The organism is Vibrio sp. TRT 21S02 (genome assembly GCF_050113675.1).
Lineage (GTDB): Bacteria > Pseudomonadota > Gammaproteobacteria > Enterobacterales > Vibrionaceae > Vibrio.
The window spans coordinates 60,375-80,083 of record NZ_JBNJOI010000013.1; the positions used below are offsets into that span (position 1 = coordinate 60,375).

Annotated in this window: 17 protein-coding genes; 16 read left to right on the forward strand and 1 reads right to left on the reverse strand. The window is 44.0% G+C overall.

The window, feature by feature from the left end; genetic code table 11:
• Positions 1–87: 87 nt before the first annotated feature.
• A complete protein-coding gene (gene map / locus ACQEXU_RS16240; protein WP_427011610.1) occupies positions 88–966 on the reverse strand; it encodes a type I methionyl aminopeptidase in 879 nt (292 codons plus the stop codon).
• A 352-nt stretch (positions 967–1,318) separates the two neighbouring features.
• On the opposite strand from map, the gene rpsB reads away from it, so the two are divergent.
• The 16 genes from rpsB to dnaE all read left to right on the forward strand — a co-directional run bounded on the left by rpsB (position 1,319) and on the right by dnaE (position 19,706).
• The gene (gene rpsB, locus ACQEXU_RS16245) at positions 1,319–2,047 is read left to right on the forward strand and encodes a 30S ribosomal protein S2 (RefSeq protein WP_367988340.1); all 729 of its coding nucleotides are present in this window, start codon (positions 1,319–1,321) and stop codon (positions 2,045–2,047) included.
• Positions 2,048–2,178: 131 nt separating this feature from the next.
• A complete protein-coding gene (tsf, locus tag ACQEXU_RS16250) occupies positions 2,179–3,021 on the forward strand; it encodes a translation elongation factor Ts (protein WP_367988341.1) in 843 nt (280 codons plus the stop codon).
• Positions 3,022–3,207: 186 nt separating this feature from the next.
• Positions 3,208–3,939: a UMP kinase gene (gene pyrH / locus ACQEXU_RS16255; RefSeq protein ID WP_367988342.1), complete on the forward strand. Its 732-nt coding sequence runs from the start codon at positions 3,208–3,210 to the stop codon at positions 3,937–3,939.
• A gap of 100 nt (positions 3,940–4,039) precedes the next feature.
• Complete coding sequence (gene frr / locus ACQEXU_RS16260; protein ID WP_367988343.1) at positions 4,040–4,597, forward strand: ribosome recycling factor; 558 nt, start codon at positions 4,040–4,042, stop codon at positions 4,595–4,597.
• A 97-nt stretch (positions 4,598–4,694) separates the two neighbouring features.
• Entirely contained in the window at positions 4,695–5,450 is a 756-nt protein-coding gene (locus tag ACQEXU_RS16265; RefSeq protein WP_367988344.1) for an isoprenyl transferase, read from the forward strand.
• Positions 5,451–5,462: 12 nt separating this feature from the next.
• Positions 5,463–6,305: a phosphatidate cytidylyltransferase gene (locus ACQEXU_RS16270; RefSeq protein WP_427011611.1), complete on the forward strand. Its 843-nt coding sequence runs from the start codon at positions 5,463–5,465 to the stop codon at positions 6,303–6,305.
• Positions 6,306–6,360: 55 nt separating this feature from the next.
• Entirely contained in the window at positions 6,361–7,569 is a 1,209-nt protein-coding gene (gene ispC / locus ACQEXU_RS16275) for a 1-deoxy-D-xylulose-5-phosphate reductoisomerase (protein WP_427011612.1), read from the forward strand.
• On the forward strand, positions 7,566–8,924 hold the full coding sequence (gene rseP / locus ACQEXU_RS16280) for a sigma E protease regulator RseP (RefSeq protein WP_427011613.1): 1,359 nt from the start codon (positions 7,566–7,568) through the stop codon (positions 8,922–8,924). Before ispC ends, rseP begins: the two co-directional genes overlap by 4 nt.
• 38 nt (positions 8,925–8,962) lie before the next feature.
• A complete protein-coding gene (gene bamA, locus ACQEXU_RS16285; protein WP_367988348.1) occupies positions 8,963–11,368 on the forward strand; it encodes an outer membrane protein assembly factor BamA in 2,406 nt (801 codons plus the stop codon).
• A gap of 16 nt (positions 11,369–11,384) precedes the next feature.
• Positions 11,385–11,894 (forward strand): OmpH family outer membrane protein, encoded by a 510-nt coding sequence (locus tag ACQEXU_RS16290; RefSeq protein WP_427011614.1) that lies wholly within the window; start codon positions 11,385–11,387, stop codon positions 11,892–11,894.
• A 7-nt stretch (positions 11,895–11,901) separates the two neighbouring features.
• Entirely contained in the window at positions 11,902–12,933 is a 1,032-nt protein-coding gene (gene lpxD, locus ACQEXU_RS16295) for a UDP-3-O-(3-hydroxymyristoyl)glucosamine N-acyltransferase (RefSeq protein WP_427011615.1), read from the forward strand.
• Positions 12,934–13,033: 100 nt separating this feature from the next.
• The gene (gene fabZ / locus ACQEXU_RS16300; RefSeq protein WP_367988351.1) at positions 13,034–13,486 is read left to right on the forward strand and encodes a 3-hydroxyacyl-ACP dehydratase FabZ; all 453 of its coding nucleotides are present in this window, start codon (positions 13,034–13,036) and stop codon (positions 13,484–13,486) included.
• Position 13,487: 1 nt separating this feature from the next.
• On the forward strand, positions 13,488–14,276 hold the full coding sequence (gene lpxA, locus ACQEXU_RS16305) for an acyl-ACP--UDP-N-acetylglucosamine O-acyltransferase (protein WP_427011616.1): 789 nt from the start codon (positions 13,488–13,490) through the stop codon (positions 14,274–14,276).
• 114 nt (positions 14,277–14,390) lie between these two features.
• Positions 14,391–15,533: a lipid-A-disaccharide synthase gene (gene lpxB / locus ACQEXU_RS16310; protein ID WP_427011617.1), complete on the forward strand. Its 1,143-nt coding sequence runs from the start codon at positions 14,391–14,393 to the stop codon at positions 15,531–15,533.
• A 5-nt stretch (positions 15,534–15,538) separates the two neighbouring features.
• Positions 15,539–16,156 (forward strand): ribonuclease HII, encoded by a 618-nt coding sequence (rnhB, locus tag ACQEXU_RS16315; protein WP_427011618.1) that lies wholly within the window; start codon positions 15,539–15,541, stop codon positions 16,154–16,156.
• A 70-nt stretch (positions 16,157–16,226) separates the two neighbouring features.
• Positions 16,227–19,706 (forward strand): DNA polymerase III subunit alpha, encoded by a 3,480-nt coding sequence (gene dnaE / locus ACQEXU_RS16320; protein ID WP_427011619.1) that lies wholly within the window; start codon positions 16,227–16,229, stop codon positions 19,704–19,706.
• Positions 19,707–19,709: the final 3 nt, after the last annotated feature.

The window sequence follows — 19,709 nt, forward strand, 5'->3', positions numbered from 1 at the left end:
ATGCAAGATGATTCCATATAATGGAATCCACTCTAGCAAATTCAGGCGGATAAAAAAATATCCCTGCCGAAGCAGGGATATTGAAATTTATGCGTTGTTCATGTGGCGAGGAATGGTGTCATCACTGCGTAGTGTTAACACTTCACAACCACTACTGGTCACTAAAATTGTGTGTTCGTATTGCGCTGATTTCTTACCGTCGCCTGTGTAAACTGTCCAGTCATCTTCAGCATCAACAGTCACCCCAAATTTGCCTGCATTGATCATCGGTTCGATGGTAAAGCACATGCCTTCCTTCAATACACGGCGATCGTTGTTTTTGTAGTGAACAATTTGTGGCTCCTCGTGGAACTCATTACCAATACCGTGACCACAAAAATCTTTTACAATTGAGAACTTATTGCGTGGGTTCTTTTTGTTGTTGTCTTTGATGTATTTTTCAATAGCTGTACCAATATCACCAACGGTTGCTCCCGGTTTTACTTTGCGCATGCCCACATAAAGGGCTTCTTGAGTCACCATGCAAAGACGTTTGTCAGCAGGTGATACATCGCCAACGAAGAACATTTTAGAAGTATCACCGTGGTAACCTTCTGGGCGTACACTTAGGTCTGCATCGCCATCGTTAGGAATGATCACAGTAATATCGACATTGATGATGTCGCCATTTTTTAATACGGCTGGTTTTGGTTGACCATTACTGCCCACTTCATCTTCAGAAGCTGGAATGCCATGGCAAACAATGTGGTTGATAGAAGTACAGATTGATTTAGGGAAACCATGGTAATCAAGAGGTGCTGAGTATGCGCCTTTTTCAATCCCGTAATCGTGACAGAGCTGGTTTAGTTCATCTGTCGTCACACCTTCTTTAATGTGTGGTTCGATCATTTCTAGGATTTCAGCGGCCAACGCGCCCGCAATACGCATACGTTCGATTTCTTGAGCAGTTTTGATCTTGATTGACATTGGTTTTCTCTACTAACAGGTTGCGCCGAGTTCTGCGCGAATTGCGCGCATTCTAACAGGAAGAGATGAGAATGTGTATTGGTCTTGTTTTTACAAAGGCTACTGCATGCCTCGAATCTAGGGTTGATTGATCGTAAACGGGATTTTTTTCTAGCCAATTAGCACCGAAATATGGTATAAAGCGCGCCGGAATCGTGGTCTATACTCTTCAAACTTGGCGAGGTAGATGCACCTTCCATTAACCAATTATCTTTAAATCACACACATTCCGACACATATTCCGGGGTGCTGGGCAGAAGCCTAGTCGGAATCATGGGGGATGTGGAGGCCTAACCCCATAGAGGATTATAAAATGGCAACTGTATCAATGCGCGATATGCTAAAAGCTGGTGTTCACTTCGGTCACCAGACTCGTTACTGGAACCCAAAAATGAAACCATTCATCTTTGGTGCTCGTAACAAAGTTCATATCATCAACCTAGAAAAAACTGTACCAATGTTCAACGAAGCTCTAGCTGAGCTTGCTAAAGTTGGCGAGAAAAAAGGTAAAGTTCTTTTCGTTGGTACTAAGCGCGCTGCATCTGAAGCTGTTAAAGAAGCTGCTATCGCAAGCAACCAGTACTACGTTAACAACCGCTGGTTGGGCGGCATGCTAACGAACTACAAAACTGTTCGTCAGTCAATCAAGCGTCTGAAAGATCTTGAAGCTCAAGCTCAAGACGGTACTTTCGACAAACTAACTAAGAAAGAAGCTCTAATGCGTACTCGCGAAATGGAGAAGCTAGAGAAATCTCTTGGTGGTATCAAAGATATGGGCGGCCTACCAGACGCTCTATTCGTAATCGACGCTGATCACGAGCACATCGCAGTTAAAGAAGCAAACAACCTAGGTATCCCAGTTTACGCTGTGGTAGATACTAACTCTAACCCAGACGGCGTTGACTACATCATCCCAGGTAACGACGATGCAATCCGTGCGGTACAGCTTTACCTAAACGCTGCTGCTGCTTCGGTAACAGAAGGTCGTAACAAAGACGTTGCTGTAGCTGCTGAAAAAGACGGTTTCGTAGAAGCTGAATAATAGCGGCTCCGCGTCATTCTTGGTCTATATGACATCAATTTGTTACATAGACCAAGATATAGTTAGCATCAGGGGCCGATAACGTAGGCCCCTGATTTTTACCAAATCCAGAATCAACTGAGGAATAGAGAATGGCTGTAACTGCTGCTCTAGTTAAAGAACTGCGCGAACGTACTGGCGCAGGCATGATGGAATGTAAGAAAGCGCTTGTTGAAACTAACGGCGACATCGAACTAGCAATCGAAAACATGCGTAAATCAGGCGCTGCTAAAGCTGCTAAGAAAGCAGGTAACGTAGCTGCTGAAGGTGCAATCATCATTAAAGAAGAAAACGGCGTTGCTGTTCTTCTTGAAGTTAACTGCCAAACTGACTTCGTTGCTAAAGATGCTAACTTCACTGCATTTGCTGAAGAAGTTGCAGCTGACGCTCTAGCGTCTAAAGCAACAGCTGAAGAGCTACAAGCGAAATTCGAAGAAACTCGCGTTGCTCTAGTTGCTAAGATCGGTGAAAACATCAACATCCGTCGTGTTCAATACGTTGAAGGTACAGCAATCGCTTCTTACCGTCACGGTGAGAAAATCGGTGTAGTTGTTGCTGGTGAAGGTGACGCTGAAACACTTAAGCACGTAGCTATGCACGTAGCTGCTTCTCGTCCTGAGTTCGTTAACCCAGAAGACGTACCTGCTGATGTAGTAGAAAAAGAGAAAGCGGTTCAAGTTGAGATCGCAATGAACGAAGGCAAGCCAGCTGAAATCGCAGAGAAGATGGTTGTTGGCCGCATGAAGAAGTTCACTGGCGAAATCTCTCTAACTGGTCAGCCTTTCGTTATGGAACCTAAGAAATCTGTAGGTGAAATCCTGAAAGAGCGTGGCGCTTCTGTTTCTGCATTCGTTCGTCTAGAAGTTGGCGAAGGTATCGAGAAGAAAGAAGAAATGAGCTTCGCTGAAGAAGTTGCACTAGCTCAAAAAGGTTAATCCTTAGAGAAGTGTTTTTGATGAGACCGTGGCCTTGGCTACGGTCTTTTCATGAGTATCGCGGCTAATCGTGATGAATAAAGGGTTATTTACTTTTTTCTCAAAATGAATGCAGCCTTATGCATTACAATTTGAGCCTTTATTCATGACTGTTAATCAACAAACTCTTTCTGGAAGGTAAACTCCATGACTACGAACCCTAAACCAGCGTATCAACGAATTCTATTAAAACTGAGTGGTGAAGCACTTCAAGGTGAAGAAGGTTTTGGTATCGATCCTGCAATTTTGGATCGTATGGCTCAAGAAGTTAAAGAACTGGTTGAACTGGGTGTTCAGGTAGGTGTTGTAATTGGTGGTGGTAACCTTTTCCGTGGTGCTGGTCTGGCTGAAGCTGGCATGAACCGCGTAGTGGGTGATCACATGGGTATGCTTGCGACAGTGATGAACGGTTTGGCAATGCGTGATGCTCTGCACCGTGCATACGTAAATGCTCGCGTAATGTCTGCAATTCCTCTAAAAGGTGTGTGTGACGATTACAATTGGGCAGATGCGATCCGTGAACTTCGTCAAGGTCGTGTAGTGATTTTCTCAGCAGGTACGGGTAACCCATTTTTCACAACGGACTCTGCTGCTTGTCTACGTGGTATCGAGATCGAAGCGGACGTAGTTCTAAAAGCAACAAAAGTAGATGGTGTATTTACTGCTGATCCGGTGGCAAACCCTGACGCAGAGCTGTATGATAAGCTTGCTTACAACGAAGTTCTTGATAAAGAACTGAAAGTGATGGATTTGGCAGCATTTACACTGGCTCGTGACCATAAAATGCCAATCCGTGTATTCAACATGAACAAACCAGGTGCACTACGTCGCGTGGTTATGGGTGAAGCTGAAGGCACGCTAATCAGCAACGCTGAATAATAGATAACACCATGACAATATTTTTATTGTCATGGTGTTGCCTTTTCAAAACACCCTATTAGGCTTTCATTTAGAAAGAATTACACATTAAGGTGATATTGTGATTAACGAAATCAAACAAGACGCTCAGGAGCGTATGGACAAAAGCGTTGAAGCGCTGAAAAATACCCTTTCTAAAGTTCGCACTGGACGTGCGCACCCAAGCCTTCTTTCCGGTCTCAGCGTAGAGTATTACGGTGCTCCAACCCCGCTAAATCAGGTTGCAAACGTTGTGGCTGAAGACGCTCGTACATTAGCGATCACTGTGTTTGATAAAGAGCTTGCTCCAAAAGTTGAAAAAGCGATCATGATGTCAGATCTAGGTCTGAACCCAATGTCTGCTGGTACTGTGATTCGAGTACCACTTCCACCACTAACAGAAGAACGTCGTAAAGACTTAGTTAAAATCGTTCGTGGTGAAGCAGAAGGTGGCCGTGTGGCTATCCGTAATATTCGTCGTGACGCAAATAATGATCTAAAAGCGCTTTTGAAAGATAAAGAAATCTCTGAAGATGAAGATCGTAAAGCACAAGACGAAATCCAAAAAATTACTGATGCAGCTGTAAAAAACGTAGATGAAGTCCTTGCTGCGAAAGAAAAAGAGCTAATGGAAGTATAATTCCTGCTCATACTCTTCATATAAAAAACGCTGTGCTCGCAGCACTGCGTTTTTTTATGCTAATCTTTGTCACCTGCTGATATTCACTATTCTCTTTATGCAAAACTCACAACTCTCTCCTGATTCTTTACCTCAACATATTGCAATTATCATGGACGGAAATGGCCGTTGGGCGAAAGCTCAGGGTAAACCTCGTGTGTTTGGTCATAAAAATGGAGTTGCGGCGGTTCGAAAAACGATTTCTACGGCAGCAAAGCTAGGGATCAAAGCGGTGACGCTATTCGCTTTTAGTAGTGAAAACTGGCGTCGACCTGAAGACGAAGTGGGAGTTCTGATGGAGTTGTTCATCAGTGTACTTTCTACCGAAGTAAAAAAACTGCATAAGAATAACCTACGCCTTCGAGTAATAGGTGACACTAATCGGTTCAATGAACGTTTGCGTAGCAAAATTGCTCAAGCAGAAGCATTAACAGAAAACAACACAGGTATGGTGATCAACATCGCCGCAAACTATGGCGGTAAGTGGGATATCACTCAAGCAACACAAAAAATTGCGGCTAAGGTCAAGCTAGGTGAAATTCGAGTTGATGAAATTTCTGAAGAGTTGATTACGCAACAACTAACGATGTCTGATTTACCTGAAGTTGATTTGATGATTCGAACCAGTGGTGAATGTCGAATCAGTAACTTCATGCTTTGGCAAATGGCTTATGCCGAAATGTACTTTACGCCTATCTATTGGCCAGAGTTTGATGAAGATAGCTTAATTGAAGCAGTGACTTGGTTTGTTAATCGTGAAAGACGATTTGGTTGTACCGGTGAACAAATCAAGGCATTGATAGAAAATCAATAAAGGACTAATTGCTTGAAACAAAGAATAATAACAGCACTAATTCTTGCGCCAATCGTTATCTTTGGGATTTTTGAGTTGCCACTCTATTGGTTTATGTTTGCTGTCGCAGGCATAACCTTATTGGGTTTTTGGGAGTGGACTCAATTTGTTGAACACAAATCTCGTATTGCTGCACTCGTGCCCGCCGTTTTGATCAGTGTGGGGAGCCTTTTTGTTATCCCTTTTGACAGTGCAAGCTTACATAATCCGTCTCATCTACATTTAAGTATGTTAGCGATCGGTTTTGTTTGGTGGTTAGCCGCCAGTGCGTTAGCCGTCACCTACCCAAGATCCAGTGCCATGTGGCAGGATTCTAATTTATTGCGTCACTTGTTTGGTATTCTTACTCTTTTACCTTTCTTTTGGAGCGTTGTGCTACTAAGAGCAGAACCAGCAAACTCCGATCCATATCATGGCGCCAAACTTGTTCTCTTTGTGTGCTTTATAGTGTGGGCTGCTGATAGTGGGGCTTATTTCGCAGGGAAGACATTAGGTAAACGAAAAATGGCTCCTCATGTTAGTCCAAATAAAACTATCGAAGGGTTAATTGGGGGAATCATTACCGCCATTATCGTGGCTTGGTTTTCCGCAAAATGGTTTGGTATCGAGTTTAGTAGCCCTGCGGTTATGGTCATGATTACCTTGGTGACGGTTGTTATTTCGGTATTAGGTGATTTAGTCGAAAGCATGTTTAAACGCGTGGCTGGTATCAAAGACAGCAGCAATATCATACCGGGTCATGGTGGTGTTCTTGATCGTATCGATAGTTTGACTGCGGCTTTCCCTGTATTTGCTCTTCTTTATTTCTTCTTCTAATACATAAGAAGGCAAGCGTTAGGCTTGCCTTCTTAATTACTATTGGTTTCGTGTTATGCGTAAGTTAACAATTCTAGGTGCAACTGGCTCAATTGGTGCGAGCACGTTAAAAGTCGTGGCGCAGAATCCGGAACAGTTCTCTGTCGTTGCATTAGTGGCAGGGAAGAACGTTGAAAAAATGCGTCAGCTTTGTGAGCAATGGAAACCAAAATATGCCGTCATGGCGGATGAAGATGCTGCAAAATCACTGAAGCAACAACTCGTTCAACTTAACCTAACCACACAGGTAATGTCTGGCGTTGAGGCAATGTGTGATGTTGCCTCGATGGATGATGTTGATACTGTAATGGCTGCCATTGTTGGAGCTGCTGGTTTGTTACCAACGATGGCAGCAGTCAAAGCTGGTAAGCGAGTGTTATTGGCAAATAAAGAAGCTCTTGTCATGACTGGGCAGCTCTTTATTGATGCTGTTGCCCAATATGGTGCTGAACTATTACCTGTTGACAGTGAGCACAATGCAATTTTCCAGTGTTTGCCAAATTCGATCCAAACAAATTTAGGTCGTTGTGACTTAGCCAAGCAAGGTCTTTCCCATATTCTGTTAACAGGTTCTGGTGGTCCTTTCCGTTATAGCGATATTCATTCTTTAAGCAGTGTTACGCCTGAGCAAGCTATCGCTCACCCTAACTGGTCTATGGGCCCTAAGATCTCTGTCGATTCCGCTACCATGATGAATAAAGGTTTGGAGTATATTGAGGCCAAGTGGTTATTCAATACGTCACGAGATCAGCTGAAGGTATTGATTCACCCTCAATCTGTTATTCACTCTATGGTGCAATACAAAGATGGCTCAGTACTCGCACAGATGGGGGAGCCTGATATGGCGACGCCTATTGCACTGACACTTTCTTATCCAGAACGGGTTTCCGCTGGAGTTGCTCCGCTAGATTTTACTAAAGTTGGTGAACTGACTTTTCTTGAGCCGGATTACAATCGTTATCCGTGCCTTAAGTTAGCCATAGATGCTTGTTACGAAGGCCAGCATGCAACTACGGCATTAAATGCGGCGAATGAAGTGGCAGTAGCGGCATTTTTAGAGCGAAGACTACGTTTTACTGACATTGCGAGAGTGAATGATGTGGTAACGTCCCGACTTTGTGGATTAAATACATCATTGCAATGTGATGACTTGGAAAGCATATTGGAGCTCGATAGAATAGCTCGCAAGCTAGCAACTGAAACTGTGAATGAGTGTTCGTTATGAGTGGAGTATTGTGGAACTTCGTCGCGTTTATTATCGCACTAGGTATATTGGTTGCGGTGCACGAGTTCGGTCATTTCTGGGTTGCACGCCGTTGTGGCGTTAAAGTAGAAAAATTCTCTATTGGTTTTGGTAAATCGATCTGGAGCAAAGTTGGGAAAGATGGCACAGAATATAGCGTGTCTATTATCCCGTTAGGTGGCTATGTCAAGATGCTGGATGGGCGTGTTGATGATGTGCCAGACGACATGCGTCGTTTCGCATTTGATACCAAACCATTATGGAAACGAGCTTCTATTGTTGCTGCTGGGCCTGCTTTTAACTTCCTATTTGCGATTTTTGCTTATTGGTTAGTCTTTCTTATTGGTGTTCCTGCCATTAAACCTGTCGTTGGTCAGGTGACTCCGCACTCCATTGCAGCGCAAGCTGGTCTAGAGCAGGGGATGGAACTAACCGCTGTTTCTGGCGTCAAAACCGCAGATTGGGAATCTGTCAATATGGGGCTGATTTCTCATATCGGTGACCCAGAGCTTACTTTGACGGTTAAGCCTGAAGAAGGTATCGGTGTCGAGCAAACCCTCGCATTAAATCTGACAACATGGAACTTTGACCCAGAAAAAGAGTCTGCTATGGGAGCGTTGGGCTTTAGGCCTTATACTCCGGAAATTAAAACGACACTTGCGAATATTTCAGCCGGTGGCGCAGGTGAAAAAGCTGGGCTGTTGGCCGGCGATAAGATTATTGAGGTTAATGGCGAATCAATCAGTCATTGGCAACAAGTTGTTGATGTCATTCAACAGAACCCAGACACTCAAGTCTCGATAATGGTAGAGCGTAACGCTCAGACTCTGGAAATATCCATGACGCCGGCAAGTCGAGATGTTGCGCAAGGGAAAGTGATCGGTTTTGCTGGTATCGCTCCTGAAGTCGCAGAATGGCCGGAAAATTATCGATTTGAGCTGCAATTTGGTGTATTTGAATCTATCGGTAAGGCAGTAGATAAAACTGGTCAAATTATCGATTTAACCGTCAGCATGCTTAAGAAGCTGATTGTCGGTGATGTTGGGTTAAATAATTTAAGTGGTCCCATTTCCATTGCGAAAGGCGCTGGTACGACAGCTGAATATGGCCTCGTTTACTTTTTAGGCTTTTTAGCATTAATTAGTGTCAATTTAGGCATTATTAACCTCGTACCTTTGCCAATGCTTGATGGTGGCCATTTACTGTTTTTTGCTATTGAGGCAGTGATCAGACGCCCTGTTCCTGAAAAAATTCAGGAAATGGGGTATCGCGTTGGTGGTGCGATCATTTTCTCATTGATGGCTGTGGCAATATTTAATGATTTTGCTCGTTTGTAACAGAGCAAAGGTTGTAGTAAGGAATAACTAAAACAAATATGGCGATGAAAAAAATTCTGTTTGCGACATTGCTAGCGACGAGTGTCTCAGCGAACGGTGCCGAGAACTTTGTTGTTCAGGATATTAAAATCGATGGATTACAACGTGTCGCACTTGGTGCGGCGTTGCTAAAAATGCCTGTGCGTATTGGCGATACAGTCGATGGTCAAGACGTTGCGGACATCATTAAAGCGCTTTACGCCTCAGGAAACTTTGAGGACGTTAAGGTTCTACGTGATGGCAATGCATTATTAGTGCAGGTTAAAGAACGTCCTACCATCGCTAGTATTTCTTTCTCTGGCAATAAAGCGATTAAAGAAGAGCAGCTACAGCAAAATCTTGATGCATCAGGTATTCGAGTTGGTGAAGCCCTTGACCGTACAACGTTGTCCAATATTGAGAAAGGATTGGAAGACTTTTACTACAGCGTTGGTAAATACAATGCTTCGGTAAAAGCTGTTATCACACCTCTTCCTCGAAATCGCTCTGACCTTAAGTTTGTTTTTACTGAAGGTGTCTCTGCGAAAATCCAACAAATTAACTTTATCGGTAATGAAATATTTACGGATGAAGAGCTATTAAGCCGCTTCAACCTAAATGTTGATATCGCTTGGTGGAATTTCCTTGCTGATGATAAATACCAAAAGCAAGTACTCGCTGCCGATATCGAAGCATTAAAATCCTACTACCAAGATCGTGGCTATCTTAAATTCAAAGTCGAATCGACCCAAGTTGCGATTTCCCCAGACAAGAAAGGGGTCTACATCACGCTTGGTTTGAATGAAGGTAACCCTTATACCGTGAAGAACGTTAAGTTCCGTGGTGATATGATCGGTAAGCGCAAAGAGTTTGAGAACTTAGTACCGTTTCTTCCTGGTGATACCTACAATGGCTCTGCGGTGACATCATTGGAAGAGAGTGCAAAACGCTTACTAGGTGAAGCGGGTTATGCATACCCTCAAGTCAACACCATTCCAGAATTTAATGAAGAAACTCAAGAAGTCTCTTTAGTGGTGAATATCGACGCGGGTAAACGAATGTATGTACGTGATATTCGTTTTGTTGGCAACAATTCAACTAAAGATGAAGTACTGCGCCGCGAAATGCGCCAAATGGAAGGCAGTTGGTTGAACTCTAAAGCGATAGATACAGGTAAAACTCGATTAAATCGCTTAGGCTTCTTTGAAACGGTTGATGTTCAAACGGTTCGAGTTCCAGGCAGTGAAGATCAGGTCGATCTGGTTTATAGCGTTAAAGAAGCAAACTCAGGCAGTATTAACTTCGGTGTCGGTTATGGTACTGAGTCAGGTGTGAGTTTCCAGGTCGGTTTACAACAAGATAACTTTATGGGCTCAGGTAATCGCGTTGGTATCAATGCGATGATGAATGATTATCAGAAAAACGTCAGTTTGGATTATCGTGACCCGTATTGGAACCTTGATGGTGTCAGTTTAGGCGGGAAAGTTTTCTATAACGAGTTTGAAGCCTCTGAAGCCGGTATCATCGACTATACCAACGAAAGTTACGGCGGTAGTTTAACGTGGGGCTTCCCATTCGATGAATTAAACCGTTTTGAATTTGGTGTGGGATACACACACAACAAGATCGGTAATGTACCGACTTACGATCAAGCGCAACAGTTTGCCCAAAGTATTGGTCAAGGTGATCAAAACGAAATTGTTACCAGTGACTTTGATGTTAACGTCTCTTGGACGCGTAGCAACTTGAACCGAGGTTACTTCCCTACCGACGGTAACTATCAGCGTGCTTTTGCGAAGATGACAGTACCAAGCTCTGATGCCCAGTACTTTAAAGTGCAATACGACGTGCGTCAGTATGTCCCATTAACACGCAAACATGAGTTCACGGTATTGATGCGTGGTCGTTTGGGTTATGGTAATGGTTACGGTCAGACAGACGGTAGCGACAACTTATTCCCATTCTATGAAAACTACTACGCAGGTGGCTTTACCACGCTTCGTGGTTTTGGATCAAACAGTGCGGGTCCACGTGCCGTTTACACTGACAACAGTGGCTCATGTGGTAACAATGGCTGCGTGTCTGCGACAGATGACTCTGTGGGTGGTAACGCGATCGCTTTGGCAAGTTTGGAGCTGATTGTACCTACGCCATTTGCTTCGGATGAAGTACGCAACCAGATTCGTACCAGCCTTTTTGTTGACGCAGCAAGTGTTTGGGATACAGAGTTTGTTTATCGTGATGGTGTGGACGATAAGTACTATTACGATTACTCAGATCCAACGAATTACCGTGCTTCTTATGGTGCGGCTCTGCAATGGATGTCACCAATGGGGCCATTGGTCTTCTCGATTGCTAAACCTATTAAAATGTATGAAGGTGATGATGAAGAGTTCTTCACGTTCACCATCGGCAGAACCTTCTAAAACTGAGGAAAATATTTTGAATAAAATGATCAAAGCGGCTGGTGTAAGCCTTGTAGTTCTAACGTCTTCTTTCTTCGCCAATGCTGCTGAAGCTGCTCAAAAAATCGGTTATGTGAATACAGCTCAGGTTTTTCAGGCGCTTCCTCAACGTGAAGTTGTTCTTCAAAAAATGCGAAATGAGTTTAAAGACAAAGAAGCTGAGTTGAAGTCAATTCAAGCGCAAGCAAAAACTAAGCTTGAGAAACTAAAACGTGATGGCGAGCTACTATCTTCAGATCAGGTTGAAAAGCTACGTATTGAAATTGCCTCTTTAGACAGCAAATACAAAGTAAAAGCTCAAGCTTTCCAACAAGCTTCTGCGCGTCGTGAAGCTGAAGAGAAACAAAAGTTATTTAAAGTGATTCAAGACGCAGTCTCTAAAGTCGCGAAAAAAGAAGGTTATGATGTTGTTGTTGATATTCAGGCTGTAGCGTTTGCAAAACCAGAATACAACATCTCAGAGAAAGTAATTAAACAAGTAAAATAATTCGTTTATGGCAGTACTGACTTTAGCCGAATTGGCACAAATTACTGGGGGAGCATTACATGGTGACGCGAACGCTAGCGTCACTATGGTTGCACCGATGGATAAAGCTCAAGAAGGTCACGTAACCTTCTTGTCTAACCCGAAATACGCTAAACACCTTGCTGATTGTCAGGCAACGGTTGTCATGGTGAAAGACGCACACAAAGCGTTATGTGCAGGTAATGTATTAGTTGTTGATGATCCATACGTTGCTTTTGCTAAAGTAACTCAAGCTTTAGATTCGACGCCGACACCTGCATCTGGCATCGCACCTTCTGCTGTGATAGCAGAGGATGTGAGTATCGGGAAACGCGTCTCAATCGGTGCAAATGCGGTGATTGAATCGGGTGTTACGTTAGATGACGATGCGGTGATTGGTGCTGGGTGTTTTGTTGGCAAAAACGCAAAGATTGGTCGCAATAGTAAGTTGTGGTCTAACGTTAGTGTTTATCACAATGTTGAAATCGGCACTGACTGTCTGGTTCAGGCAAATACGGTGATTGGTGCTGATGGTTTTGGTTATGCGAATGAGAAGGGCGAATGGATTAAAATTCCTCAGCTTGGCTCGGTGAAAATTGGCAATCGAGTTGAGATTGGCTCTAGCACAACCATTGACCGTGGTGCGTTAGATGACACGGTGATTGAAGACAATGTTATCCTCGATAACCAATTGCAGATCGCCCATAATGTGCACATCGGATATGGTACAGCGATAGCTGGTGGTACAGTAATCGCTGGCAGTACTACGATTGGTAAGTATTGCATTATTGGTGGTGCTACTGTAATTAACGGCCATATTGAAATTGCAGATGGAGTAACCATTACCGGAATGGGAATGGTGATGCGTAGCATTTCAGAAAAAGGAATGTACTCTTCAGGTATTCCTTTGCAGCCCAATAAAGAGTGGCGTAAAACAGCTGCTCGTGTTCATCGTATTGATGAGATGAACAAACGCCTGAAAGCTGTTGAGAAGCAGTTAGAGCAGAAAGGTGAATCTTGATTCCGTTTCTGTTGAAAAAGGCTCGCGAAAGGCGAGTCTTTTTCGTCTATAATGCCTGCCAACTAGTAAAGAATATTAAGTATTAAATAGGAATATGACTTTGACTACTGAAAAGAAAACGATGAATATCACTGAAATTCAGGAACTTCTTCCTCATCGCTACCCTTTTTTGCTAATTGATCGCGTTACCGATTTTCAAGAAGAGAAATACCTAACTGCGATTAAAAACGTCTCTGTAAATGAGCCTCAGTTCACAGGTCATTTCCCTCAGCTTCCGGTATTTCCTGGCGTACTTATTCTTGAAGCCATGGCTCAAGCTACAGGTCTACTGGCGTTTAAATCTTTTGGTGCTCCTCAAGGTAATGAGCTTTACTACTTTGCAAGTGTTGATAATGCGAAGTTTCGTAAGCCAGTAACTCCAGGTGACCAATTGGTCATTGAAGTTGAGTTTCTAAAAGAGCGCCGTGGTATTGCTGCATTCAATGGCGTGGCGAAAGTAGATGGTGAAGTAGTTTGTTCTGCTGAACTAAAATGTGCTCGTCGAGAGTTTTAATATGATTCATGAAACAGCTCAAATTCACCCAGCAGCGGTCGTTGAAGAAGGTGCAAAAATTGGTGCTAACGTGACCGTTGGACCATTTACTTACATCACTTCTAACGTTGAAATTGGTGAAGGTACTGAAGTGATGTCACATGTGGTGATTAAAGGCCACACCAAAATAGGCAAAGACAACCGCATTTTCCCACATGCAGTGATTGGTGAAGAGAACCAAGACAAAAAGTATGGTGGTGAAGATACGACTGTGGTGATTGGTGATCGCAATGTGATCCGTGAAGCTGTTCAAATTCACCGTGGTACGGTGCAAGACAAAGCATCGACGGTGATTGGTGATGACAACCTATTGTGTGTGAATGCTCATATTGCCCATGACGTTGTAGTTGGTAACCATACTCACATTGGTAACAACTCAATATTGGGTGGTCATGTAACCGTGGATGATCATGCGGGTGTTATGGCATTGTCTGCAATTCATCCTTTCTGTACAGTTGGTGCGTATGCTTACATCGGGGGCTGCTCTGCGGTGGTACAAGATGTTCCCGCTTACGTCTTAGCTCAAGGAAATCACGCATCTCCGTTTGGCTTAAACTTGGTAGGGCTAAAGCGTAATGGTTTTGAAAAACCAGAATTGCGTGCTCTGCAAAAAGCATACAAAGAACTTTATCGCTCTGGTAAAACGTTAGAAGAAGTGATGCCGACTCTGAAAGAAATGGCCCAAGAGTGGTCGTCAGTGCAACGCATTATTGATATCGTTGAAAACAGTGAGCGTGGCATTATTCGTTAAGGCGAAAATGCATGGAATAGATAAAGATCGCCATTTTATCAGTGGCGATCTTTTTGTGTTTTATGGATAGAGAGAACCTTTATCCATAAAACATAGGACAGAAGTGAACCTCTTATGGAAAAACCACTACGTATTGGTATTGTCGCAGGAGAGCTGTCTGGCGATACACTTGGTGAAGGCTTCATCAAAGCAATAAAATCACAATATCCCGATGCAGAGTTTGTTGGTATTGGCGGTCCAAAGATGATGGCTCAAGGGTGCGAGTCTTTGTTTGATATGGAAGAGCTGGCGGTGATGGGCTTGGTTGAAGTGCTTGGTCGGTTACCCCGTTTGCTCAAAGTGAAAGCTGAATTGGTTAAGTTTTTTACGGAAAATCCACCAGATGTTTTTATTGGAATCGATGCACCAGACTTCAATTTACGCTTAGAGCTGGATTTAAAGAACGCTGGCATCAAGACGGTTCACTACGTCAGTCCTTCCGTTTGGGCGTGGCGCCAGAAGCGAATCCATAAAATTGAAGCGGCAACAAACTTGGTATTGGCGTTTTTACCGTTCGAAAAAGCGTTTTACGATAAGTTCAATGTCCCATGTGAATTTATTGGTCACACGCTGGCTGATGCGATTCCGTTGGTTTCTGAGAAAGCTCCTGCTCGAGAGTTACTCGGCCTTGCTCAAGATAAAAAATGGCTTGCCGTTTTACCAGGTAGCCGTGGCAATGAATTAAAAATGTTGTCACAGCCATTTATTGAAGCGTGTCAACGACTACACGAACGATACCCTGAGCTTGGATTTGTTGTGGCGTTGGTGAATCAGAAGCGCCGTGAGCAATTTGAAGCTGCATGGCAGGAATTTGCACCAGAGCTGGACTTCAAACTTGTTGATGATACTGCTCGTAATGTGATCACCGCGTCGGATGCCGTTATGCTTGCTTCGGGAACCGTAGCTTTGGAATGTATGTTGATTAAACGTCCAATGGTGGTTGGCTACCGTGTAAATGCGCTTACCGCATTCATTGCCAAACGCTTGGTTAAGACTCAATACGTCTCTCTACCCAACATTCTTGCGGATAAGGAACTGGTGAAAGAATTCCTCTTGGAAGATTGCACAGCAGAGAATTTATCAGAAGAAATCAGTCGCCTGCTAGATACTGACGCTGGCAGTGCAATGATAGAAAAATTTACCGAGATGCATCACTGGATACGAAAGGATGCCGATCAACAAGCCGCACGCGCCGTGTTAACCCTGATAGGCAAATAATGACTATGACAAAAGATAAAAAAGAATTACCACCTTTTGAGTATCCTCATGGTTACCACTTGGTCGCTGGTGTCGATGAAGTCGGGCGTGGGCCTTTGGTCGGGGATGTTGTGACTGCAGCCGTTATTCTTGACCCGAATAATCCAATAGAAGGGCTTAATGATTCTAAAAAATTGTCGGAGAAAAAGCGTTTAGCACTTCTTCCTGAGATCAAAGAAAAAGCATTAGCTTGGTCGGTAGGGCGCTGTTCTCCAACTGAAATTGATGAGTTGAATATTCTCCAAGCCACTATGGTAGCAATGCAAAGAGCGATTGCGGGACTATCGGTTCAGCCGGATTTAGCCTTAATTGATGGTAACCGTTGTCCTGAATTAGCAATGGATGCTCAGGCTGTAGTGAAAGGTGATTTGCGTGTGGCAGAGATAAGCGCAGCCTCCATTATTGCCAAAGTGGTGCGTGATCAAGAAATGGAAGCGCTGGATAAGGTTCATCCACAATTTGGTTTTGCTAAACATAAAGGTTATCCGACCAAAGCACATTTTGAAGCGATAGAGCAACATGGTGTGATCGCCGAACATCGCAAAAGCTTTAAGCCAGTAAAAAAAGCTCTTGGTATAGAGTAACAATTTGCGGGCTATTCACGTAAAATAGCCCCTAACTTTCCGCAACGCGTTATATTCCGGAACTTTATTCATGTCAGATCCTAAGTTTATCCACCTTCGAGTTCATAGTGACTTTTCCATGGTCGACGGCCTGTCTAAGGTGCCTCCATTGGTCAAGAAAGTGGCTGAAATGGGGATGCCTGCGGTAGCACTGACTGATTTCACAAACTTGTGTGGTCTCGTTAAGTTTTATGGTACGGCTCATGGTTGTGGTATCAAGCCAATCATCGGCGCCGACTTTGCCATGCAGTCACCAGAATTTGGTGAAGAGCTGAGTAAGATTACAGTTCTGGCAGCAGACAATACCGGTTATAAGAATCTAACGTTACTGATTTCTGAGGCTTATCTTCGTGGTCATGTACAGCACCAGCCTGTAATTGATAAAGAGTGGCTTATCAATCATGCAGAAGGCCTGATCTTACTGTCTGGTGGTAAAGATGGAGAGATCGGCAAAGCTTTACTCAAAGGCAATCAGGCCCTTGTTAACAGTTGCGTAGCCTTTTACCAAGCGCATTTCCCAGATCGTTTTTATCTTGAGCTGACCCGTACTGGTCGAGCTGATGAAGAAAGCTACCTTCATTTTGCTTTAGAGCTTGCGGAGCAGTTTGAGCTTCCGGTTGTCGCAACAAACGACGTTGTGTTCATCTCAGAAGATCTTTTTGACGCCCATGAAATCCGCGTAGCGATTCATGATGGTTACACACTTGAAGACCCTCGTCGCCCTAAAAAATACAGTCCGCAACAATACCTTCGTACAGAAGAAGAAATGTGCGAACTGTTTGCTGATATTCCAGAAGCATTAGAAAACAGTGTTGAGATCGCTAAACGCTGTAATGTGACGGTACGTTTAGGTGAATACTTCTTACCGGCGTTCCCTACTGAAGGAATGGAAGAAACCGAGTTCTTAGTAAAGAAATCGGAAGAAGGGTTGGAAGAGCGTTTGGAATTTCTTTTTCCTGATGCAGAAGAGCGCGCAAAGCGCCGACCAGAGTATGATGATCGCTTGAAAATTGAATTGGAAGTGATCAACAACATGGGTTTCCCGGGGTACTTTTTGATCGTAATGGAGTTCATCCAGTGGTCGAAAGATAACGATATCCCTGTAGGCCCTGGTCGAGGTTCTGGTGCAGGTTCCCTTGTTGCATATGCGCTAAAAATCACGGATCTTGACCCGCTTGAATATGATTTGCTCTTCGAACGTTTCTTAAACCCAGAACGTGTTTCGATGCCCGATTTCGACGTCGATTTTTGTATGGATAAACGTGATCAGGTGATTGATCACGTAGCAGAAATGTACGGCCGCGATGCGGTATCTCAGATCATCACCTTTGGTACCATGGCTGCGAAGGCAGTTATCCGAGATGTGGGCCGCGTATTAGGGCATCCATTTGGTTTTGTTGATCGTATCTCTAAACTGGTGCCGCCAGATCCGGGTATGACACTGGAAAAGGCATTCAAAGCCGAGCCAGCGTTACCTGAGCTTTATAATAACGATGAGGAAGTCAAAGACCTTATCGATATGTGCCGCATTTTGGAAGGGTGTACGCGAAATGCTGGTAAGCACGCGGGTGGGGTTGTGATTTCCCCAACCACCATTACCGATTTTGCCCCGATTTATGCAGATGCTGAAGGCCATTTCCCCGTAACACAGTTTGACAAAAACGACGTAGAAACCGCAGGCTTAGTTAAGTTTGACTTTTTGGGTCTACGAACTCTAACCATCATCGATTGGGCGTTAGGGTTGATCAACCCTCGTTTAGAGAAAGAGGGTAAAGAACCAGTTCGAATTGAATCGATCGACTTGGCTGACGACACTTCATTCCGTTTGCTTCAGAACTCTGAAACCACAGCAGTATTCCAGCTTGAATCGCGTGGTATGAAAGAGCTGATCAAACGCCTTCAGCCTGACTGTTTTGAAGATATCATCGCATTGGTGGCCTTGTTCCGTCCAGGACCATTGCAGTCAGGCATGGTAGATAACTTTATCGACCGTAAACATGGTCGCGAAGCCATCTCATACCCTGATGAAAAGTGGCAACATGAATCGTTGAAGGAAATCCTTGATCCGACCTACGGCATTATTCTCTATCAGGAACAGGTCATGCAGATCGCACAGGTACTGTCTGGTTATACCCTTGGTGGTGCAGACATGCTGCGACGTGCGATGGGTAAGAAAAAACCTGAAGAAATGGCTAAGCAGCGTGCGACATTTGAAGATGGCGCGGTGAAGAATGGTGTTGATGGCGAGTTGGCGATGAAAATCTTCGACTTGGTAGAAAAATTCGCCGGTTATGGTTTTAACAAATCTCACTCAGCAGCCTACGCCTTAGTTTCTTACCAAACACTTTGGCTTAAAACGCATTTCCCTGCAGAGTTTATGGCGGCGGTAATGACCGCTGATATGGATAACACGGAAAAAGTGGTTGGCTTAGTCGACGAATGTTTCCGAATGAAGTTAAAGGTGTTACCGCCAGACATCAATGCGGGCTTGTATCGCTTTAACGTCGATGAAGATGGTGCGATTGTTTATGGAATAGGTGCAATCAAAGGGGTTGGTGAAGGCCCGATTGAAGCAATATTGGTTGCGCGCAATAAAGATGGCCACTTTAAAGACTTATTCGACTTCTGTGCTCGTATTGATCTGAAAAAAGTGAATAAACGAGTCATTGAGAAATTAATTTACGCAGGGGCGCTTGATCGTCTTGGTCCTCATCGTGCAGCATTGATGGCTTCGCTGGATGATGCGGTCAAAGCAGCAAGCCAACATCACCAAGCTGAAGCATTTGGTCAGTCCGATCTTTTTGGCGTATTAACTGAAGCGCCAGAAGAAGTTGAGCACAAGTACACTAAGGTGCCACCATGGCCTGAAAAGGTTTGGCTGGAAGGTGAGCGTGATACATTAGGGCTTTATTTGACCGGGCACCCAATTAATGCGTATCTCAAGGAACTTGGTAAGTACACCAGTTGTCGACTAAAAGACGCCACGCCAACGCGTCGTGATCAATTAGTTACTGTGGCAGGCTTAGTTATTGCCGCTCGAGTGATGACAACTAAGCGTGGAACCCGAATTGGTATCATGACGTTGGATGATCGCAGTGGACGAATGGAAGTCATGCTGTTCTCTGATGCGCTTGATCGTTATGCTGAACTTCTCGAAAAAGACAAAATTTTGGTGATTTCTGGACAGGTCAGCTTTGATGATTTCAATGGTGGTCTTAAAATGTCCGCGCGCGAGGTCATGGATCTTGGCGCTGCACGTGAAAAATACGCACGTGGTGTATCTGTTTCGATTGATGAATCTCAGATAGACGATCAGTTTTTCGAGCGTTTCAGTAAAATACTGGAGCCTCACCGAGCAGGTAGCGTACCTGTGAATGTATACTACCAACGTTGTGATGCGCGAGCGCGGATCGCCTTGGGGACAGAATGGCGAGTGACGCCAAGTGATACATTATTAGACGAATTAAAACAGTTGCTTGGTAAGAGCCAGGTAGAACTCGAATTTAACTAAAAA